The organism is Portibacter lacus (assembly GCF_021533215.1).
GTDB classification, from domain to species: domain Bacteria; phylum Bacteroidota; class Bacteroidia; order Chitinophagales; family Saprospiraceae; genus Portibacter; species Portibacter lacus.
This window is the reverse complement of the sequence record NZ_JAJNKA010000004.1, coordinates 272,377-293,177: the sequence shown is the minus strand read 5'-3', so window position 1 is coordinate 293,177 and position 20,801 is coordinate 272,377. Positions and strand designations below refer to the sequence as shown.

General features: G+C 36.2%; 18 protein-coding genes. 9 read left to right on the top strand and 9 right to left on the bottom strand.

Going from position 1 to position 20,801, the window contains the following annotated elements:
- Positions 1–24: 24 nt before the first annotated feature.
- The gene (locus L2586_RS08740; RefSeq protein ID WP_235292500.1) at positions 25–897 is read left to right on the top strand and encodes a MerR family transcriptional regulator; all 873 of its coding nucleotides are present in this window, start codon (positions 25–27) and stop codon (positions 895–897) included.
- A gap of 130 nt (positions 898–1,027) precedes the next feature.
- Here L2586_RS08740 and L2586_RS08735 read toward each other — a convergent pair whose 3' ends face one another.
- Positions 1,028–2,203 (bottom strand): hypothetical protein, encoded by a 1,176-nt coding sequence (locus L2586_RS08735; RefSeq protein ID WP_235292498.1) that lies wholly within the window; start codon positions 2,201–2,203, stop codon positions 1,028–1,030.
- 370 nt (positions 2,204–2,573) lie between these two features.
- Between L2586_RS08735 and L2586_RS08730 the strand changes: the two genes are divergently transcribed.
- Both L2586_RS08730 and L2586_RS08725 read left to right on the top strand, forming a co-directional pair.
- Positions 2,574–3,374, top strand: coding sequence for a DUF1853 family protein (locus L2586_RS08730; protein WP_235292497.1), 801 nt, complete (start codon positions 2,574–2,576; stop codon positions 3,372–3,374).
- 223 nt (positions 3,375–3,597) lie between these two features.
- Positions 3,598–4,086 carry a mechanosensitive ion channel domain-containing protein gene (locus L2586_RS08725; protein ID WP_235292496.1) on the top strand — a complete coding sequence of 163 codons (489 nt, stop codon included), beginning with the start codon at positions 3,598–3,600 and terminating at the stop codon, positions 4,084–4,086.
- A 39-nt stretch (positions 4,087–4,125) separates the two neighbouring features.
- Here L2586_RS08725 and L2586_RS08720 read toward each other — a convergent pair whose 3' ends face one another.
- Positions 4,126–6,480 carry a TonB-dependent receptor gene (locus L2586_RS08720; RefSeq protein WP_235292495.1) on the bottom strand — a complete coding sequence of 785 codons (2,355 nt, stop codon included), beginning with the start codon at positions 6,478–6,480 and terminating at the stop codon, positions 4,126–4,128.
- A 179-nt stretch (positions 6,481–6,659) separates the two neighbouring features.
- Positions 6,660–7,721, bottom strand: coding sequence for a pyridoxal-phosphate dependent enzyme (locus L2586_RS08715; RefSeq protein ID WP_235292494.1), 1,062 nt, complete (start codon positions 7,719–7,721; stop codon positions 6,660–6,662).
- A gap of 487 nt (positions 7,722–8,208) precedes the next feature.
- Here L2586_RS08715 and L2586_RS08710 point away from each other — a divergent pair, with 487 nt between their 5' ends.
- The 3 genes from L2586_RS08710 to L2586_RS08700 are packed head-to-tail and all read left to right on the top strand — an operon-like array spanning position 8,209 to position 11,147.
- Positions 8,209–9,282, top strand: a complete 1,074-nt coding sequence (locus L2586_RS08710; RefSeq protein ID WP_235292493.1) for a DUF1611 domain-containing protein — start codon at positions 8,209–8,211, stop codon at positions 9,280–9,282.
- Positions 9,269–10,357 carry a mandelate racemase/muconate lactonizing enzyme family protein gene (locus L2586_RS08705; RefSeq protein WP_235292492.1) on the top strand — a complete coding sequence of 363 codons (1,089 nt, stop codon included), beginning with the start codon at positions 9,269–9,271 and terminating at the stop codon, positions 10,355–10,357. Before L2586_RS08710 ends, L2586_RS08705 begins: the two co-directional genes overlap by 14 nt.
- Positions 10,358–10,370: 13 nt before the next feature.
- Positions 10,371–11,147: an adenine nucleotide alpha hydrolase family protein gene (locus tag L2586_RS08700; RefSeq protein ID WP_235292491.1), complete on the top strand. Its 777-nt coding sequence runs from the start codon at positions 10,371–10,373 to the stop codon at positions 11,145–11,147.
- Here L2586_RS08700 and L2586_RS08695 read toward each other — a convergent pair.
- Positions 11,144–12,316, bottom strand: coding sequence for a cation:proton antiporter (locus L2586_RS08695; RefSeq protein WP_235292490.1), 1,173 nt, complete (start codon positions 12,314–12,316; stop codon positions 11,144–11,146). The two genes, L2586_RS08700 and L2586_RS08695, sit on opposite strands and share 4 nt — an antisense overlap.
- 86 nt (positions 12,317–12,402) lie before the next feature.
- The gene (locus L2586_RS08690; protein WP_235292488.1) at positions 12,403–12,882 is read right to left on the bottom strand and encodes a DUF697 domain-containing protein; all 480 of its coding nucleotides are present in this window, start codon (positions 12,880–12,882) and stop codon (positions 12,403–12,405) included.
- A gap of 75 nt (positions 12,883–12,957) precedes the next feature.
- Here L2586_RS08690 and L2586_RS08685 point away from each other — a divergent pair, with 75 nt between their 5' ends.
- Both L2586_RS08685 and L2586_RS08680 read left to right on the top strand, forming a co-directional pair.
- Positions 12,958–13,941, top strand: a complete 984-nt coding sequence (locus L2586_RS08685) for a sensor histidine kinase (protein WP_235292486.1) — start codon at positions 12,958–12,960, stop codon at positions 13,939–13,941.
- A complete protein-coding gene (locus L2586_RS08680) occupies positions 13,938–14,579 on the top strand; it encodes a response regulator (protein WP_235292484.1) in 642 nt (213 codons plus the stop codon). Before L2586_RS08685 ends, L2586_RS08680 begins: the two co-directional genes overlap by 4 nt.
- 102 nt (positions 14,580–14,681) lie before the next feature.
- Here the strand turns inward: L2586_RS08680 and L2586_RS08675 are convergent, their stop codons facing one another.
- The 3 genes from L2586_RS08675 to L2586_RS08665 form a co-directional block, all read right to left on the bottom strand.
- Positions 14,682–14,843 (bottom strand): hypothetical protein, encoded by a 162-nt coding sequence (locus L2586_RS08675; protein ID WP_235292483.1) that lies wholly within the window; start codon positions 14,841–14,843, stop codon positions 14,682–14,684.
- A gap of 247 nt (positions 14,844–15,090) precedes the next feature.
- Positions 15,091–16,902 (bottom strand): DUF6923 family protein, encoded by a 1,812-nt coding sequence (locus tag L2586_RS08670; protein WP_235292482.1) that lies wholly within the window; start codon positions 16,900–16,902, stop codon positions 15,091–15,093.
- A 72-nt stretch (positions 16,903–16,974) separates the two neighbouring features.
- Positions 16,975–17,586 carry a hypothetical protein gene (locus L2586_RS08665; protein ID WP_235292481.1) on the bottom strand — a complete coding sequence of 204 codons (612 nt, stop codon included), beginning with the start codon at positions 17,584–17,586 and terminating at the stop codon, positions 16,975–16,977.
- Positions 17,587–17,724: 138 nt separating this feature from the next.
- Here L2586_RS08665 and L2586_RS08660 point away from each other — a divergent pair, with 138 nt between their 5' ends.
- Entirely contained in the window at positions 17,725–18,867 is a 1,143-nt protein-coding gene (locus L2586_RS08660) for an OmpA family protein (RefSeq protein WP_235292480.1), read from the top strand.
- A gap of 893 nt (positions 18,868–19,760) precedes the next feature.
- Here the strand turns inward: L2586_RS08660 and L2586_RS08655 are convergent.
- Positions 19,761–20,801: an aldo/keto reductase gene (locus L2586_RS08655; RefSeq protein ID WP_235292479.1), complete on the bottom strand. Its 1,041-nt coding sequence runs from the start codon at positions 20,799–20,801 to the stop codon at positions 19,761–19,763.

Sequence of the window (20,801 nt, the reverse complement as noted above, 5' to 3'; positions counted from 1 at the left end):
ATTAATAAACTAAGAGATGCTTTTATGAAATACACAATGTCTCAAGTAACTCAATTGACTGGAATTCAGGCTCATACGCTGAGGGTTTGGGAAAGGAGATATGATTTCATTAAAGCAAAAAGAAAGGAATCTAAGTTTAGATATTACACCGAAGAACAATTAAAAATTTTATTGAAAACTTCTATTCTTTTGCAAAATGGATTTAGAATTTCAACAATTGCCAACTTAGAATTAGACGAAATAAATTGGGAGGTAGAAGCGGTCTTCAATCAATCAACAGAAATCGAATCAGATAAAATACAGGCCCTGGTTTTAGCAATGCTTAATTTTGATGAGGCATTATTTAATAGAATTTTCGACCAGACCGTAGAATCAATAGGTGTATTAGAAGGGTTTACAAAGGTTTTTTATCCTTTTTTGAATTTGCTTGGTGGCATGTGGGTATATAATAAAGCAAATCCGGCTCATGAGCATTTTATCAGTAATCTCATTCGTCAAAAACTGATCGCACTCACAGATATCTTAGCTTCTCCAAAAGATAATGCTCAAACCATCGTTATGTTTTTGTTAGAGGGCGACGATCATGAACTGGCGTTACTATTGGCATATTATTTAGCAAAACAAGCAGGGTGGAAGGTTATTTATCTGGGTATTAGAGTGCCTGCAGCAGATCTTGAACCTATATTAATTCAAACTAAGGCGGAAACACTTTTCACCACTTTTACGATTCTTAATCCAGCGGAACAAGCTAAATTGACTGAATTTGCACAAAGGAATGGCAACATTAGCATCTTAATTTCAGGAAGCAAGACTGTGGTGGAGTCTATTCCAGATTACTCTTCTATGAAATATCTCCCAAGTCCATATGACTTTATTTCTTTTCTTGAAAAGAACTAATGGTCACTTCTCTTAATTAGTGGTAATGTTATTGCCATTTCCTCTGCACATAGGTTATATATTTGCTTCTTTTAGCTCAATATTTGATTTTCGGTTTACGATGAAATTCACCCATTGTTCGCTTATTCTTTTAATTGATGTGTTCGCCTATTTTCAATACTTCTAATTCTTGCTTGACCAATTTCCAAACCTCTTGATTATAATTGCCCATATTAATTCCAGTTAACTCATCTAGTTTCTTTAAATATGCCTCTTCTTCTTTAGCAAATAGCAAGTCCATTACTGCCGAAAAACCTTTTTCTGTCTCAATTTTTTTAACAAATAGTGCATTGATCATAAAATCACTAGGATTTCGATGACCATCTGTGATAAATGCCGCTTTTTCTGCTTTCAATTTCAGCCAGTCTGTGGATTCATTAAATTTTAATTGATCTTGAAATGCAATAAACATTTCCTTCCAGTTAAAACCCCAACTACCTCCGTACAATGTTGCAATTCCTTCGTCCACGGCGTGATTAACTTTATTTCTTGGCGTTACTTGTCTTAAGCGTGCATGCCATAAATCATGTGGATCAAATTCGGACAAGTATGATTTATGGACAAGATAGATATCTTGATTTTCGTTGATTACGCTCCAACTCATCCTCCCAGCTATGCCATTGTATCCTAATCTAAATGGTAGTCCCAAATACGGCTGCGTCCTTAGACCATCATCTAGTAAGTAGAAGGTTACCTCTTTGGATTTGATCTCGAGATTCGCATCATGGAATTTAGATTGCTTAATGTATTCCTTTGATTTCTCAACATTGATTGTTCCTTGATAATGGAAGGTGTAATTATCAATTGAGATGGTGTTCCAGTCTTTAGTATTTCGATTCAATGGAGAGGAAAACAAGAATGATTTATCGGCTTTGTGTGCGATCAATTCTATAATGGCTTTCAATTTCTGATCCGCCTTACTGACATAGGAAATCTGAATAAAATATTGATTTTCAGAGAGTGAGCTTAAGTCGATAAGCACAGGTTGGTAGGTATTCGTATTCTTGCTATCATCATCATTTTGAATGCCAACTATTTCGTCTAATAATAGGGAGGTCTGTAAATATTCTGGTGGATATACCCAATCATTTTCACGCGCATTGGCTTGGGCTGCGATTAAAAATTGATTCAGTGAAGTGATTAATTGTTCACTTTTGATGCTGTCCTTTGGCAGTCTAATTTCTGGTATTATTTCTAGCGTGGAAGATTGAGTATTTGCGGTATTTACACAAAATAGCAGTGCTAGTAGAATCAGTGTATTTTTCATTGATTACGTTTTATTGGTTAGGAAATAGCCATAGAAGTACTACCTTCCGTTGCGGAAAAGTGTATTAGACTATGCCTGAAATGAGGTGGATCTACAGTTAGCATAGTCATATATTCATTAGACTATAATGCTAATAGAGCCGAGATATTTAATATGGTAATTCTAGAATATGAATTAAAGATATTTCGATAGTTCAGTTAATTGCAATCATTATCAATTGTTAACATGTAGTTTGCATCGCATTAACAAATGAATTCCTGCATGTAATATGTAGTTAATTTCTTTGATAGGCTGCCATGGAAACTTTGTTATCCCCTTTGCCGTCAATTAGATTGGAAAAAGCGCTTTCATTCTTTTACCTTAGTGATTGATGATAAAAGAACAATGTATTGGATTTTTAAATACGCCGCCACTATGGGAAGATAATCTATTCGACATTGAGCAATTTGATTTTCCCGATTTGGATATGGAATCTTTCCAGCCAGCTGTCATTCCGAGAAATATACGCCTAGGGCATCAGATAGAATATGTATTTATGCAATTAGTGACGCATTCTCCAAACTTCGATGTGATGCTGCACAATCTTCCCATCTGTGATGAAATAAGGACTGTTGGAGAAATTGATTTCATTTTAAAAGATAGAAAACGTAACCAATTAATTCACGTAGAATTGACCTATAAGTTCTACATTGTCGATCCCGCAGTTGCTGAACCTTTACATCGATTAATTGGTCCTAATCGGCGAGATAAGTTCGTTACGAAATTGGAAAAGATTAAAAAAATACAATTTCCATTATTGCACACCGAAGCCGGTGCACAAGCGTTACTTGAAAGAAATATCGATCACCTAGACTTAGTGCATCAATGCTGTTTTAAGGGTCAATTATTTATGCCTTACCTTAATTCAGAAATCAAGATCGGAGGACTTAACCACGATTGTGTGGTGGGTTTTTGGTTGCGGTTTGCTGAATTTAATGACCCTGAATTTGCAGATGCTGAATATTATATACCCACGAAATCAGAATGGGTAATCGAACCGAGTAATCAAGTTCCTTATCAGTGCCATCTGGAAATTTTGAAGGAGGTCAATGCTAGACTTTTAGAAGGAAAAGCGCCCTTGATCTGGTCGAAGAGTAAGAACAATGTGTTTAAGAAATTCTTTGTGGTTTGATAGGAGAGAAAGTGAAATATGGTTTATGGAATTACTGAAGACTAGCTAATATGAGTCTATGATCAAGAAAAATTATTATTCCAAGCCGTGTGTAGAATGTCAATTTGATTTCGTTATTTTAAAGAATGAAATGCTTTATTAGAAATATCATTTTTTCAAACTAGTGGGCCAAATTTAGATTGTATTTTATGCATGTCTATTATGGTGTAAAATAGGAAAATCAATGGATGTTAAAATAATTGAAACAATTGTTGCAGTTGCGGTTTATTTCCTGTTGCGTATCCTGTCTAGTAAAGCAATAGACCGAAGAGTAGAAATGCATTTGATGCAAAAGACCAGAGGTAAGATTATCAAAAAAGCCTTCCACCTAATTGCCATACTAATCATCCTTATACTCATCTTAATTATTTGGGGTGTTGATCACTCAGAGTTAGCGATTTTTATTGGTTCTGTATTGACGGTATTGGGAATTGCCTTAGTCGCCCAATGGTCCATACTGTCGAACATTACTTCTGGAATTATTATATTTTTTAATCATCCGGTTAAGTTGGATAACACCATTTCCATCATAGACAAAGATTTTCAAGTAGAAGGAAGAGTCAGTGATATCAGCCTCTTTTTCGTTATTCTGAAAACCAAAGAAGGAGAACAGATTACCATTCCGAACAACGTCTTTGTCCAAAAAATGATTAAAAAGAATATTGTAGACTAAATTTGCCAGCAGTCATCTCCGCACGGGAAAGAAGGATTTCTAGAAATCCAATACAATACCGATACTTGGTAAGACGATCCCTTGTGATTCAGGAAGTAAAATCAAAGAACTCGGTAGAATAATTTCGCCAATTTCATTTCTGTCTAATCCATAGGATGGTGGAGTAGGGACGGCTTGTCCGAACACATTTTGGACTTCGAAATATAAGTTAAGCGCGAACATCTTAGCATTCCATTTTTTATCAAATCGGATATCGGTCTGATAGAAGGGTTCCAGATTATTAGCTCCGAGTTGATCATAATCTAGAATCGTCAGTGGATATTCATCAAGTGTTCTTTCTAAATCTACAGGTGCATAAGGTGTCTGACCTACTAGTCGACTTCTAACACTAAGTTCGTAGTTGTTTCCGAATTTCCATCCACCTGTAAATGATAGTAGGTGTCTGCTATCCCATGCGCTTGGCTTAAATTCACCGGTGATATCCGCAAACTCGCTGTGAAAATAGGTGTAGGCTAGAATCGCATATATTCCTTTGAATAATTTTTGCTGCACCAAAAACTCGCCTCCATATGTTCGTCCCTTTCCTGATGATATGATATCCTCATCTCCGAGAATAGAGAAATCACCACCTTGATTAGCAAGAGATACTCCGTCTTTGATAGAGATCGGATAGTTATTATACAATTTATAGAACCCTTCCACACTGAATTTTAGTGATGGATATGGATAGTGAGCAAGACCAGTTACGAAGTGTATACTGTTAATGTACTTCGCATCTTTATTTAATAAGTTGCCACTATTATCTTGGAATCCTAGTATCGTATACGGCGCAATTTTATAATAAGAACCGACAGTAGCATTCCATCTCCAGGAATCATTTTTATCTAATCGGACAGAAACTCCAGCTCTTGGAGAAAGCGTTTTTAGCAATTGGTTTGATTCTTCGGTGAATGTATTCGCATCACTTCTAATCCCAACCGTAAAATCTAATCGATCCCAAATGTTAGCCTTGGCAGCTTGCACGAATAATCCATATTTTACGAAATTAATTCCCGCTTCATAATTAATGTCCTGCAGGAAGTTTTGGGTTTTATTAGTGTACTTAGAAGAAATAACATTAAAACCAGTTGAGATCGACCAGTTATTTATAAAATGCGTGTAGGTAGGTCTTAATTTAAATTCCGTTTCCCGACTGAACGTTTGGTAATTTAGTCCCACTTGGTTTTCGTTGTCCTCGTAGCCTGAAAATTGGTTTCTTAATCGATTAAAACTGAACGCCGTATTATAGATTCCTTTTCCATCTTGTCTTCTGCGTTTCCAAATTAATCCAGTACTTACAGAATATTGCTCGATTAAAGGCACTTGTTCTAAAGTTGCTTGTTGTTCGGGAGTAAAATCATCTGGGGCTTTTAACGTAAAATCATCGATAGCACCTATTCCAGTAAAAATGAGCGAATTGTATTCATCTATTTTATGGTCAAATTTATATTGGTAATCCCAGTAAGACGGTCGAATCGGAAGACCGATTAATTGGAAAAGCAACTGAAGGTAAGATCGTCTCAGTGAAAATAAAAATGTTGTATTGGACTCTTCTTTATCGCCTTTGAACAGTGGACCTTCTATTGTTGCTGCTGCTTCACTTGCGCTAACTCTGAAATTAGTCTGGAACTTCCGTTTATTACCCGATCTCTGATCGAACTGAAGAACACCTGAAAGCGGATTATCATACTTGGCTCCGAAAGAAGAAGCAGATAATTCTACACCTTCGATAAAAGAAACATTCAGCAAACCTGCAGGTCCACCCGCACTTCCTTGCGTGCTGAAGTGATTAATATTCGGGATTTCTATTCCGTCTAGATAATAAACATTTTCATTCGGCGCACCACCTCTGATGATGATATCATTTCTGAATCCACCGATAGAACCACTGATTCCCGGAAGACTTTGAACCACTTTCGCAATGTCATTATTACCACCGGGATAGGTCTTTAATTCTTCAGGAGATAATTTCTGTAAGGAAAGTGGTGATTCTAAAGAACGAGCAAAGGGACTAGCCGTAATTTCAACATTGTCCAGTAAAGTTCCTGCTGCATTCAACTCAATATTTAGGTCTGAGTTACCTTGTGACTGAACAAGGAAATTAGATCTAGTGTAGCTTTCATATCCTAGATAACTGGCAGTAATATTATAAGTTCCTGGTTCTAGAGAGAGTTGGAATTTCCCATCTAAATCAGTAGTCGTACCTCCGCCAGTATTTTCTACGACGATATTGGCTCCGATTAAAGTTTCGCCAGTTTGGCTATCAGAGATGACGCCATAAATTTCAACTTTAAGTTGAGCAAAGCTTAGTAACCAAAAGCAAGATAGACTAAGAGTGAGAAGCAGTTTTTTCATGGAAGTAGAATTGATAAGTAGGATGAAAAGTTTTTAAAATTGACATTTTTTTTAAAAATATATAATGCAGCGCACAATAAGTATCTAGGTTTTAAGCGTTCAATTTCAGCTAGAAAATCTAAAATTTAGATTCCACTTCGCTAAGTCTACATCCTTTTTTACCGAAAATTATTTCTTAATTAATCACGAGCTGTTAACACTGCAACAAATCTATCAGGTTCTAGTTCAAATTCTTCGTTAGCTTTTAACAATCCAATGAGTCCTGCAGTAGACGCTGGCAGAATTTTAGAACCTTCTACTTTAAGTAATAAAGCGCTCATTTCTTTCATCGCTTTGTCTGAAATATGATAAGCTAGACCATTGGACTCATAAAGGGCTTGTAAGGCTTCTTCACCATCGAAACTATGCCAGTTGATCAGCGGCTCATTAATCGAGGTTTCTTTTATTTTAGCAGGATCTAGGTCTACGCATGTTTTAAAACCCTTGCTAAAGGAGTGAATAATTGGATTTTTGTGAGTAGAAGAAGCAGCAATCATGCGCGGAATTCTGGAGGTTTTTCCTCTTTTATATAAACTCACAAATCCGCGGTAAATTCCTGCGAATAAAGTCCCATTCGAAACTGGAACTGCACAAAATTTAGGCGCATCTCTCAGATCATCATAAATTTCAAATGCGATCTGTGCATATGCATTAATCTGGATAGGTGTGTTTTCACCGCCAGGATTCGCGTCATACCAGTCATTTTTTAAAGCTGCTTCAGAACTAGTACGAACGACATCTTCATACGTCCCTTCTGCTCTTATAATTTCAGCGCCTAAGGATTCCATCTCTGCAATTCGATCGGTGTGATAGCCAGCAGGAATATAAACCATACACTGCAGGTGAGCTAGATTTGCTGCGAGAGAGACGGCAACGCCATAATTTCCGCAGGTAGCTAGTACAATCCGATCGTAACCTCGACGCAGCGCATCATAAACCTGTGCGAAAGCAATCCGATCTTTTTGGGTTCCTGTGGGGTTATTACCTTCGTATTTTATATACAGTTGTCGAATATCGAATTGTCGCTCCAAGGATTTAGCACGCATTAATGAAGTATCACCAATTTCTAAATTGATAATATCTTCGAAGAGGGCCAACCTTGAAATTTCTCCTACGGGTAATGCTAACATTTGCTCACTTAAAGCATTAGCTTCTTTAGCAACTTTATTCTGCGCAGACTTAACATTGTCTCTTAGATTCATTTTTTGAATAGTGGATTTGTAGTGGTTAGAACATCCAGCGGTATCGAAGGATGGCAATTTAATAATGGCCAAAATGACAGCCTCAGAAACTTAATGAAATTTATATAATATAATTATGCTTTTCAATGACATTCCTAACTCTAAAATTTGCATTTTGCACTTAATTTTATAGTTTATTTAAAGGCTGATTTTAGCGTTTTATGTAAATGTTTAGTTAATAAAGACCAACTTGTTTGTTAACAAATAACTTTCAAATATAATTCTATAAATTTTTCTATTTTTTTGAGATTATTTGATAGTATATTTTGTTATGATTTTTATTTATTTATAATGAAGTAGTTAAGGAAAGTTTGTTTGCATGATTTTCATGTAATTTATCAATAATCTCAGCATTTTATAAGTTGAAAAATGTTGATTATTTGTTTGCGTTATTTGGATTTTAAATGCAAACTTTTTTTAATCAAAATAAAATATAAAACTAAATTTAATGACCACTAAGATCAGCGGGAACGCTATTGTTTATTGTGACGGTGCATTTACCTTACCAGAAGGTAAAACGGCGCATGGATTAGTTCGATTTACAGATCGATATGATGTACTAGGAATTATAGATCAGAAATATGCTGGTGGAGATGCAGGAGAAGTACTGGATGGAAAAAGAAATGGAATTCCTATTTTTAAAAATTTAGAATCTGCATTAGAAGCCTTAAGTGATCATGCACCCAAATATTTTGTTATTGGTCTTGCTCCAGATGGAGGAAGGTTGCCATCTGAAGCACTAAGTGTGATCAAGAAGGCGGTCTTAGCTGGTCTGAATATAGACAGTGGCTTGCATGATTTTATCAGTAATAATGCAGAAATCCAAAAGCTTGCTGATGAAAATGATGTTCAAATTAGAGATGTCAGAAAAACACCAAATAGAGATCAATTGCATTTTTTTACTGGCGAAATAGAAAAAGTAGACTGCTTAAAATTAGCTGTTCTTGGGACGGATTCCGCAATTGGAAAAAGAACCACTGCATGGATGATCGTACATGGACTAAGAAATAAAGGGAAGAAGGCTGAGATGGTAGGGACAGGCCAGACAGCTTGGATGCAGGGAGCGCAGTTTTCTATGATAATGGACAGTTGTATAAATGACTTTGTTTCTGGCGAAATAGAACATGCAGTTGTCAGTGCATATAAAGAAAAGAAGCCAGATGTGATTGTTATAGAAGGGCAGGGGAGTTTAATGAACCCAGCATATCCTGGTGGATTTGAGATTCTGGCGGCAGGAAGACCTGATTATGTGGTATTACAACATGCTCCTACTAGACTAGAGTATGATGGTTTTCCAGGTTACAAGTTACATTCATTGACAGAACAAATTCATGCGATTCAAGTCATTTCGGGAAAGAAGGTCATCGCTATAACGGTGAATCACGAGGGACTAAAACCTAATGAAATCAGTGATGCTTGCGAGCGTATCACAGAAGAAGTAAATTTGCCAGCATTTGATGTGCTTGCTCATGGACCTAACGAATTAGTGGACCTTATAATTAAAAACTATGTTAATCGATAAGATTAAGTTTGTGAAATTGGATTTGTGTTTGAGAAAACCTTATACTATTGCCTACGAAACGATTTCGGAAGCTACTAATTTTATATTGAAAATATCCACAAGAAGTGGAATGTGTGGATATGGTTGTGCGGCTCCTGATTTAGCCGTCACTCATGAAGATCCAGCGATGGTTGAAAAAGCCATAACAACGGTTGTTATTCCATATTTAGAAGGTAAGAATCCTTACTGTAGAGGAGAAATTTTAGAGCATTTTAGAAAAGTATTGCCGAATCACAATTCGACTTTAGCGATGATAGATATGGCTTTATTCGATTTGCTAGCACGTAGAACGAATTTGCCATTATACCAAGTTTTAGGCGGATACAGACATTCTATTCCTACCAGTGTGACTATAGGAATATTGCCTACAGATGAAACATTAGAAGAGGCTGCAGAAATTATCAGTAAAGGATTTTTTATCTTAAAGGTGAAAGGAGGATTAGATATTGATAATGACATAGAAAGAATTAGAAAAATAAGGGAGCAATTTGGTCCTGTAATTCGTATTAGATTTGACGGAAATCAAGGCTTTGATTTGGATGAAACGGTGCGATTCATAAAAGAAGCACATCCTTATAATGTGGAAATATTGGAACAGCCAATGGCAATAGGTTCAGAACTTCCTAATTTTGATGAGGGTAATAATGGAACGTTGCCGATCATGGCAGATGAAAGTTTGAAACACCTGAAGGATGCATTTAGAATAGCAAAGAATTCAGCAATAGATATGATTAACATAAAAATTCAGAAGGTAGGAGGACTGGAAGAAGCAATGCATATCAATAGCGTTTCTAAGGCAGTAAACAATGAGGTGATGATCGGATGTCTAGATGAATGTGCACTAGGCATTTCTTCAGGGTTGCACTTAGCACTAAGTCGACCTAACATCCAGTTCGCTGACCTGGATGCTCATTTAGATTTTGAGAATGATCCTTTTCAGAATTTATTTACCATTAAGGAGGGTCTTATGTATCCGAAATTACAGCCTGGATTAGGAAAAATTAGCGCGGAGATCAATGACATGTTTATTACTTAATAACCACCAATAGATGAAGAAAGGAATTTTAATAGTATTTGATTTAAGAAAGCAGTATGATGGATATTTAAATTATGTAATAAAAATTGCAAGTGAATTTTCACTTCCTATAAATTTAGTTCATTGCTATCCAAAAGCTGACTACAATAGACATTTCTCTTTCCCAAATAAGTCATATGGAGAAGGAATTCTAAAGTTGCTCAAAAAAGCCCTTGAACCATTTCAAGAAAGCATCAAAGCTGGAAGTGTAAATGTAAAATATCTAGCCTACCAAGGATCTGAAGTGGAGGCTGTGCAAGCATTAAGTGCAAAGTATGACTTTGTAACTTTTGAAACTCAAATCTACAAGAATACCTTCACCAAGTTTTTAAATAGTAAAATTGCTTACCTAACGATAGCTTCTCAGTGTCCCTTACTCGTTATTCCGCCTAAAGTGCAGTTTAATGGATTGAATAGCCTCTGGTTAATCGCTCGTCGGGATAATGACCTTGAAAAATTAAAGGCTGACTTGAAATTATTAAAAGTCGACAGTGATAAAATCACGGTTCATCATTATGAAGAGAAGAAACACACCTCTAATTTGTGGCGACGAATGTCTACTGTAATGGGAATTACTGCTGGAGGTAAATTAGATTTTGATATAGAAATGCTTGAGAAAGAACACATTGATATGTTATTCTTAGTTGGTTATAATCAAAATGCTTTTCAAGTGTTTCTAGGGACGAAACTAATGAAAACTATATTCTCTATGGGTATTCCGTTAATGATTCACCACGAAGTGGAAATTTAACTTGGAAGCTTATATTTCTTTAGAAATAACTCTGTTAGTCCTACCCAAAATGGACTGATAATCATGGTCAAGGAAATAAGACTGATCGTAAAGTTATACCCGTAACGAGCAAGGATTCCTAAATTAAATGCTGATAGACTAATTAGAAAACTAAGTTCTCCAATCTGCCCTAAAATAGAACCACCCAATATGGCTTCTCGCCAAGTATTTCCAAATAATTTAAGAATAAATGAATTAATCGCATGGTTAGTAAGATATACCATGATAAGTACGATGGAGATTTCTCTCAAATTCTCCCATACGAAGGTGAAATCGATCTGAAGTCCGATTCCTATAAAGAAAAAGGCAACGAAAAGAACACGTAACGAATGCAATACATCATGAATCCAATCTGTCGATTTTCCAGCGTGCATTACCATTCCTCCTATGAATGCTCCCAATGCACCAGATAATCCGAATAAAGAAGTAAGTAGCGCAAATCCAAAACAGGATAAAATAGCCACGAAGACCTGAAGTTCATGATCTTCTTCCAGCCCTTTAGAAAACGGAAGTATGATGGTCTGTTTCTTAAATATATATACCAAAATAGCAACAATAAGTGCACCGCCTATTATCATCAATATAGCAGAAGATGTAGATATCTGTTCTCCTCCCATAAATGAGGTTAAGATCAATAAGGGTACTATCAAGATGTCCTGTGTTAAGAGAATACTTAGGATGTTCTGGCCTAACTTGGTATCTATTAATTCTTTATCGGAGAGGAGTTTGATGACAATAGCTGAACTACTGAGTGCGATGACAAACCCGAGTATGATGGATCTTTTTATATTCCAGTCAAAGAAAAATCCAAGTATTAAGAGCATTGCTACACTGAGCGCAATCTGCATACTGGTGCCGATAATGGCAATCTTCCATTTCTTAACTAAATCAGGAAGACTTATTTCCATACCAATGAAAAACATTAGCAATATAATTCCGAGCTCGCCTAATCGATGAATTGCTTCTGCATCTTGAATGAATTCAGTCTGACCTAACATAATACCCATCAAAATGTAACCGATGATGAAGGGTTGTTTAATCTTTTTTAACACATAACTTACCGCTATTGCGAGAATGGCAAGTATAGAAATTAAACCAACTAATGGGTCAAATGAGGCTAAAAATATCATAGTGTAAAAGTAAACTTATATATTACAAATTTACTATATATACTGTGTATAAACTATTAAAATTTTATTAGATTTTAGGTTTTTGTTTATGCGAACTCACTGTCTAATGTCTGCATGAAATCTTCAGTTAATTGATTGAAACTCCATCTGTCCGATGAAAACTGATCTTGGAAGTAACTCACGAATGAATTCAGCGTTATATTATCTAGGTTTCCTCCTTTTCTAAAGTGAGCATCATACACTTCTCCAGTAATTGTCGTCAGAAAACCCGAAATACTTGCTCGAATCAGGGAGTCTTGAAGCATCTTGTCTAATTTTGTCTTCGACGCTAGTGCTGTTACTCCTGTAGTAATCAGTTTAGAAATTAAAGAAGATAAAAGAGACGATATGATAAGATTCGTTGTGTCATCTACTTTTACGCCATGTTCATCAGCTAATCTCTGAACCATTGTATATTGAAAATAAGTCATCCCTGCCACATCAACTAATGGTATAGGTAACGCAGAAATTGCTGAAATTTTAGCCGTTGTATCTGCAATGATTGAAGTTGAAGCTTGAATATCCATTATTGTTTTTATTATCTAAGTTCTTCGTTCAATTATTTGTTCGAATAAAAAGTTATTCCTTTTGTAAATTGCAATATGATTCAAGACACAGATGCGCTAAGAGATTTGATAGCGGGGATTCCTTTCGGTGTAATCACATTTACTACAGATGGTCAAATCCTTAATGCGAATAAACAAGCCAGGAAATTATTGAATATAAAGTCTGATATTGACCAACTTACAGGCCTGGACTTATTCGGGATTATTAAGTCCGATCGAGTACGGAAATCCATCAAACGACTTCTAGATAATAAGCGAAAAGGATTTAACCTTCAGAGAATTCATGTCGGTGGTAGATATGTCAATATTAGAGGGAAGAAATTGAAGGATAACTTCCTTATTACGATCATCGATACCACTGAGAATGTGGAATCCCAAGACACCGCAACATTGAACCTGATTCTAGGACAAGAAAGAGAGAGAACCAGAATGTCGAAAGAAATTCACGATGGAGTAGGTCCTATGATGTCCACTATTAAACTGCAAGTAGATGCATTATACGGATTAGCGACGAATGAGAAAGTGAAAAGCAAATTGGACTCTATTAATCAAATGATCATAGATACTTCCAGAGACATTCGGCAGATTTCACATGACTTAATGCCTAGCAGCCTTAAAGATTTCGGCTTAGTGACAGCGATCGAAAACATGGCGAAAAGGATCAATGAGCATAATTCGATGAATATCACCATTTTTTATCAACTGAAAATCGAAGAAGGTATCTTAGACCATGTGATCGAGCTTAATATTTTCAGAATTGTTCAAGAAGTCATTAACAACGCTATTAAATACTCCGAATGCACAGAAATTCACATTCAACTCAGAACATATGACGATAAATTGCAGTTGACCATTGAGGATAATGGAAAAGGAATGAACATAGAAGAAGTAGAGAGCGGAATGGGATTGCAGAATATTGCAACTAGAGTGAAAACCTTACATGGAATTTTCGAGATGGAATCAAGTCCTGGAAATGGCTTGCTTTCGCAAATCATCATCCCTCTAAAAACAAAAAAATGATAAAAATAGGTATTGTTGATGATCATAAAATATTCAGAGATGGCGTCACATCGATTATAGAAGATGTAGAAAACATGGAGGTGATTTGGAGTACTTCGAACACAAAAGAAACGATTGCCTCGCTCGCTCAGTCACTACCTGATGTTATTTTAATGGATATTAGTCTAGGTAGTGAAAGTGGAATCACATTGACCAAAGAAATATTAATTACTTATCCGGAAGTCAGGATTCTAGCACTGTCCATGCATTTCGAAGATAATTATATTGTGAAAATATTAGAAGCGGGTGCGAAAGGATATATTTTAAAAGATTCAGGGAGTGAAGAAATGCTTCGAGCTATTAATACTGTTAACAATGGTAATACCTACTACAGTAATCATGTCTCTTCAGTGTTGATTAAGCATATTACTCAGGGTACGAAGCCGACGGGAAGATCATTAGAAGTGCCATTGACTAAAAGAGAATTAGAAGTGCTGAAACTGATCGCAGAGGAGTATTCTAATCCTGAAATCGCAGAAAAATTATACATCAGTATTAGAACAGTCGATACGCACCGAAGAAATTTACTGGACAAATTAGATGTAAAGAATACAGCAGGGTTAGTGAAGTATGCCATGAAGATTGGGATTACGGAGTAGCTATTTCAGCAGGTTTCGGGAGAGGGGTTGAGCTAGTTAGAAATAAAAAAGCCGGTTGACCTTTACTACGAGGTGAACCGGCAGACCGATAAATTTTAAAGACTACTTTTTCTTCGTTTGTGGAACAGCAGATTTTCCTTTTGCTTTAGGATTCGCTGTTGCAGCTATATTTCCTTTTCCAGCTCTTATTGCTTTCTTTTTTGCTGCGCTTTGTTCAGCTACCTTTTTAGCTTGATTTCTCTTTTCTGTTTTTGTTTGTGCCATTTTGATTTTTTTTTTAAAGTGTTATTGTTATGACGAGAACCTTCGTACTCGCTGTTTTATTTTAAATCCTTTGTTTTTCGAAAGGATAATCAATTCTTCTTCACTTCCGAAGCGTATGATTCCATCCTTTTTCAAATACCTTTTGATTTTAATCATCTCCGTTAATTTTCAATACAAATATCTGGGAATTTCTAGATCTGTAAATCGCGCAAAAAGCGTATTTTTCAATCTAGGTAATTCTCGTAGATTATAATTTAATAAGTCGATCACTTAACAATACTTTTCCTCCCGCATAATAGATGCTATAGAAGTAGACTCCAGGAAGCAAACTTTCTAATTGAATAACTTGGTCCTCTATCGCACTTGAATATACTTGTCTTCCTGTCATATCAGTTAATGAAAAGTAGAGCTTGTCTAGCTTCGAATGATTAACATTTATGTTGATTTCATCTTTGAAGATGGTTGGATAAACAGAGATATTTGCTTCGCTATTTATATTGATTGTGATGATATCACTATACATGAATTCAGCATTGAGGTCTACTTGCTTCAGCCTATAAAAAACCTTGCCTATTGCTTGTCGATCTAGAAACTCATATTTGCCTCCAGCATAAACTTTCCCTATAACAACATAATTTCGTCCATTTGCTGATTTCTCGATGATAAAGTGGTCATTGTCAATTTCATTTTCAGTCACCCATTTAAGGATCACTCCGTTTTCAGAATGACTTGCTGTAAATGATACAAATTCTACAGGTACAGTAGGGGAGGGATCTATTCCGAAATTGACTTCAGATACATCTGCACCCATTGAAATAGCGACGGTTAGTTTGCCATTCGGACTGCCGTCACTTCCAGCATTTGTACCGATATGATCGCCGACCCATTCGTAGTCTCCAGGTAAGTTTTGGGCAGGAGCGGCAGAACTAATGGTACCCCGAGTACTACTAACTTGGACCTCATAATTGCCAGAAAATAGTCCTAGAAACTGATAAGTTCCGTCACTTAGTATTTCAGAAGATTTTACAACGATTCCATTTTGGACTAGATTCGCATACATCTTGGTTGTCCCTGCGAATGGTGTTCCGTTACCATTTACTGTATTGTCTGTTAATCTATTCGTATCATAGAACAAATGTCCAGAAATGGCTGGAGGTGCATAGCATCCAGAAGCGGCATCTGCATTTTTACTATTTAAAGTTGCTTGGCCGGCAAAATCAGTGAAAGCTCCTGAGGTTAGATTAACAGAATATATTTCTCCATTAGAGTCAATTCCTCTTACCAATCCATCTCTATTTTTATACAATCCTAAGATGGTTCCACCATTGATAACACCTGTATTACCTACAGATGTCATTGCTCCTGTGGCTGGATTAATTCGGTATAGTTTTTTGTCAATGAAATTGCTACCAAATAGAAATCCAGATGCTTCGTCGAAGATGATGTCTGTAATTTGAACTTCACCTCCCGCACAGGTTGGACAGGTCAATGTCACAGTAGACAAGACTTGAGCGCCACTTGTACTAATTCTGATTTTTTGCAATTTATTTCTGAAACCAGTGGAAGCGGTATTGGTGTAAGAAGTGTTCACATAGTAGTTATTATCTAAGTCAAAGGTACCTGAGCCAATATTTCCTCCAGCTGCATCTATATCTGCTCTATTATTTGTGTTGAACTTTATAATTGATCCAGTTACGGGTACTACTGCTCGCTCACAATTGGCACCTATTCTGTATAAGGTGCCAGATTGGCCTGAAGAAAGTGTTCCATCATATCTAGAAACTGCATATAGGAAGTTATCATGCGGATTAAAAGCTAATCCATTAACAGATCGGCCTAAGTCAGCGCAAATCGTGGTTCTTGCCCCAGTTGCAGTTACTATTTTGCTCAGTCTTGAATTAGAATAAGTTGTATTGTTAGTTCCATTATTCTCTGTTGCAGAACTCACGTAATATCCGAAACCATCACTTCCTGTACATGAAAACGGTGTTGGGTTTTGTGCGAAAATGGCATTCATGCAACGGATGGTGATTACCATCGTAAATATTAAATTTCTCATATTTATCAATAAATTCCAGGTTGTAAATAAAAAATTATGTCTAGGTAAGTAGTATTTAGTAATGGTCTTAAATTAGTATCTCCGATCTTTCTTCTTGATAAAGTGACCTTCGTTTTCAAAGTGCGTTTTACAGAATTTCTTGACATTTTTGATATCATAAAATGCTTCACCTCGATAGATAATCACCGGTAATTTTGAATCTTTTTTATCAATGCCTCTTCGCTTAAGCATGTCTAGATACATCTGTTCTGTATCACCATTATAGGAGGTATTTATTTCATTGTATGCGATGCCGTTTTGATTGAGGTAGATCAATAGTTGAGTACTTCGCTTGTGTTTGTTTTTAGTATAAATGGTAATGTTAGGTTCATAAACAAGCGTCGAGTTTTCCATTTTCTCAATTTTGTAATTGATTAAATAGTGAGTAGCTTTTTCGGAAGTAGGTTTTAATTTTGCGATTGAAACCTTTGTGTTGGGTTCAATTTTTAGTTTAAGTGGAAAAACAGCATCGGTGGTCATTTCAGTGAGTTCCACATTTACTGATACGGTATAAAATTTATCTGAATGATTGATAACAGACAAGTCTACAGATCGGTCTTCATTCTTGAGTTTAATAAATTGTAAATCTTTCTGAGCGGAAAGCTGCTGAGAAAAGATGAATATAAAAAAGACTAAAATTCTCATTGTTTTATTTTTTTAAGACCGCAAAATTCGGGATTCTTTAAGTCTAATAAGTAGGTGAATTACCTATTTTTAAAATAGGTGTTTATACCTGTTAACATGCCATTATAACGAGTGATCTTTGTGCTTCAATTTAAAAAAATGAAAACTAGAGTATTTGTTATGTTGGCCTTCTTAATGACATCATTAATGTCTATTGGCCAGAATTATACAGTCAGTGGAGAAGTCGTGGATAAAGACAATTTTAGGCCATTAGACGAAGCGTTAATAGAGGTTTATCGAGATAGCATATTGCTTTCTAATTTTGTAGAAACAGATTTTACTGGTGGATTCGAAATATTGCTTCCTAAAGATGGAATCTATACTTTACAGTTCGTTAGATCAGGTTATCGAGAAGGACAGATTATCGTAGATACCAAGAATGATAATATGGATCTTAGGATAAGATTAATGAGGCTTCCTGGCTATGAGTTTCAAGCAACGATCAAGGATTTAATTGTTAAATCTGGAAAGAAATCATTGGGCAAAGAAATCAAGAATTTCAAGATAGAGATTTACAATAACACGACGAATAAAGAAGTCAAAGTGGTAGAAGATGATCCAAAGAATTCCTTTATGACCACGTTCGAAAGAGGCAATCATTATACGATGCTTATTAGAAAGAAAGGATATTTCGCGAAGCGAATAGAGGCATATGTGAATATAGATGGATGCATCTTGTGCTTCGAAGGATTAGGAAATGCCTTCATTCCTGAAATCAATGAAGTAACGACGGATGGAAATGAGAAAGGCAGTTTGATTACGGATATACCATTGAGAAAGATTGTAAAGGACGAAGCAATCAGACTGGATAATATTTATTATGATTTTGATAAATGGGAGATAAGATCTGATGCAAGACAACCATTAAATGATCTTGTGCAAATATTAAAGAGAAATCCGATCATTATTGAATTAGGATCACACACGGATTCAAGAGGGACAGATGAATATAACATGACCTTATCTGATAAGCGAGCACAAGCTGCAGTGGATTATATCATAGGAAAAGGTATTAAAGCATCTCGAATTACTGCTAAAGGCTATGGAGAAGCAATGCCCCTAAATGGTTGCTCGAATGATGTGGATTGTACTGAGGCTGAGTTCCAATTTAACAGGAGAACAGAATTCAAAGTAACTGGCTTCATAGAGTCTTCTAGTTTCGATAAGAAATCATTAAAGCAGATAATCGAAGAAGAAAGGGTAGCAAAGAGAAGAAGTGTGGAGGTGTTAGAAGGTTTATAGCATTTCGACCATCTCGGACTGCAGTTCAAGGTACTATGGAACTAAGATTCGAGCGGACAGATTGGTGGGGCTATTTATACATAGATAGCTCTATCAAAAATGCAACGCTTTCTAGCTATCGCGCATTTCCACGCTTAAAAAGCATTACATTGAACCTAAAACCTAAAAGCAAAAAACTAACAACTACCTGCAGTCCAAGGTAATATGGAACTAAGATTCGAGCGGACAGATTGGTGGGGCTATTTATACATAGATAGCTCTATCAAAAATGCAACGCTTTCTAGCTATCGCGCATTTCCACGCTTAAAAAGCATCACATTGAACCTAAAAACGAAAAACAAACAACAAAAAACTAAAAACTACCTGCAGTCCAAAGTCCTATGGAACTAAGATTCGAGTGAACAGATTGGTGGGGCTATTTATACATAGATAGCTCTATCAAAAATGCAACGCTTTCTAGCTATCGCGCATTTCCAGGCTTAAAAAGCATCTCATTGAACCTAAAACCTAAAAACTAGCAATCAAAAAACTAAAAACTAAAAACTACCTGCAGTCCAAAGAACTATGGAACTAAGATTCGAGCGGACAGATTGGTGGATCTATTGATACACTGTGAGCTTTATGAAAAAATGCAACGCTTTCTAGCTATCGCGCATTTCCACGCTTAAAAAGCATCACATTGAACCTAAAACCTAAAAACTAACAACCAAAAAACTAAATACTACCTGCAGTCCAAGGTCCTATGGAACTAAGATTCGAGCGGACAGATTGGTGGGGCTATTTATACATAGATAGCTCTATCAAAAATGCAACGCTTTCTAGCTTTCGCACATTGGAACGCTTAAAGAGCATCACATTGAACCGGAAACCTAAAAACTAACAACTAAAAACTTCTACGGCGCCGGATTCGGAATCTCTTCATGTACTTCGTTAATTTTCGCAAGCGTTTCGTCGGATAAAGTGACATGAATACTATCAATGTTCTCCTTTAGTTGTTCCATATTCGTTGCGCCAATTATGTTAGCGGTTACAAATGCTTGTTGATTTACGAATGCAAGTGCCAATTGAGCAACAGAAATTCCTGCTTCTTCCGCAATTTTCATATATCGTCTTGTTGCTTCATGGGCTCTGTCATTACTATATCTGCTCATGGCTTCAAATTTGTTAATTCGATCTTCAGGACGATCATTTCCATTGTGGTATTTGCCAGAAAGCAATCCAAAAGCCATAGGAGAATACGCAAGTAAACCAACCTTTTCCCGAATAGCCATTTCTGCAAGACCAACCTCAAAAAGTCTATTTAAAAGACTATATGGATTCTGGATACTTACGATTCTTGATTTGCCAGTAACAGCTGATTTTTCTAAGTGATGCATCATTCCCCAAGGCGTTTCATTTGAAATTCCCCAGTGACGGATCCTTCCTTCCTTTACCAAGTCATCCATGGTATTCAGGATCTCACCAAAATTATCTTGCCACTCGTCATTTTCGTGATGAACATATCCACGTTTCCCGAAAAAGTTGGTTTTCCGTTCAGGCCAGTGCAATTGATATAAATCGACATAGTCGGTTTGTAACCTTTTCATTGACTTATCCAGTGCCAAGTGGATCTGTTCTTTCGAGAAATTTAACTTAGGTCTTATAAAACTAAGTGGCTTGGATGGACCCGTTATTTTTGTGCCTAGTATGATATCCTTTCTCCTTCCTGATTTTTTCAGCCAAGTTCCTATTATTTCTTCTGTTTTCCCTTGATAAGGTTGTTCTGAAGGAACTGCATAGAGCTCTGCAGTATCTATGAAATTGACCTCATGATCCAGTGCGTAATCTAGTTGTGCATGTCCTTCCGCCTCTGTATTTTGCCGGCCAAAGGTCATGGTACCAAGACAAATTTTACTCACTTTAATATCTGAATTTCCTAGTTTACTATACTTCAT

Bases quoted from the DNA above. Each gene is read 5' to 3' on its own strand.
- L2586_RS08720 (WP_235292495.1), bottom strand. From the start codon at position 6,480: ATGAAAAAACTGCTTCTCACTCTTAGTCTATCTTGCTTTTGGTTACTA.
- L2586_RS08700 (WP_235292491.1), top strand. From the start codon at position 10,371: ATGAAGAAAGGAATTTTAATAGTATTTGATTTAAGAAAGCAGTATGAT.
- L2586_RS08680 (WP_235292484.1), top strand. From the start codon at position 13,938: ATGATAAAAATAGGTATTGTTGATGATCATAAAATATTCAGAGATGGC.
- L2586_RS08710 (WP_235292493.1), top strand. From the start codon at position 8,209: ATGACCACTAAGATCAGCGGGAACGCTATTGTTTATTGTGACGGTGCA.
- L2586_RS08705 (WP_235292492.1), top strand. From the start codon at position 9,269: ATGTTAATCGATAAGATTAAGTTTGTGAAATTGGATTTGTGTTTGAGA.
- L2586_RS08725 (WP_235292496.1), top strand. From the start codon at position 3,598: ATGGATGTTAAAATAATTGAAACAATTGTTGCAGTTGCGGTTTATTTC.
- L2586_RS08665 (WP_235292481.1), bottom strand. From the start codon at position 17,586: ATGAGAATTTTAGTCTTTTTTATATTCATCTTTTCTCAGCAGCTTTCC.
- L2586_RS08660 (WP_235292480.1), top strand. From the start codon at position 17,725: ATGAAAACTAGAGTATTTGTTATGTTGGCCTTCTTAATGACATCATTA.
- L2586_RS08735 (WP_235292498.1), bottom strand. From the start codon at position 2,203: ATGAAAAATACACTGATTCTACTAGCACTGCTATTTTGTGTAAATACC.
- L2586_RS08715 (WP_235292494.1), bottom strand. From the start codon at position 7,721: ATGAATCTAAGAGACAATGTTAAGTCTGCGCAGAATAAAGTTGCTAAA.
- L2586_RS08655 (WP_235292479.1), bottom strand. From the start codon at position 20,801: ATGAAGTATAGTAAACTAGGAAATTCAGATATTAAAGTGAGTAAAATT.
- L2586_RS08675 (WP_235292483.1), bottom strand. From the start codon at position 14,843: ATGGCACAAACAAAAACAGAAAAGAGAAATCAAGCTAAAAAGGTAGCT.
- L2586_RS08690 (WP_235292488.1), bottom strand. From the start codon at position 12,882: ATGGATATTCAAGCTTCAACTTCAATCATTGCAGATACAACGGCTAAA.
- L2586_RS08670 (WP_235292482.1), bottom strand. From the start codon at position 16,902: ATGAGAAATTTAATATTTACGATGGTAATCACCATCCGTTGCATGAAT.
- L2586_RS08695 (WP_235292490.1), bottom strand. From the start codon at position 12,316: ATGATATTTTTAGCCTCATTTGACCCATTAGTTGGTTTAATTTCTATA.
- L2586_RS08730 (WP_235292497.1), top strand. From the start codon at position 2,574: ATGATAAAAGAACAATGTATTGGATTTTTAAATACGCCGCCACTATGG.
- L2586_RS08685 (WP_235292486.1), top strand. From the start codon at position 12,958: ATGATTCAAGACACAGATGCGCTAAGAGATTTGATAGCGGGGATTCCT.
- L2586_RS08740 (WP_235292500.1), top strand. From the start codon at position 25: ATGAAATACACAATGTCTCAAGTAACTCAATTGACTGGAATTCAGGCT.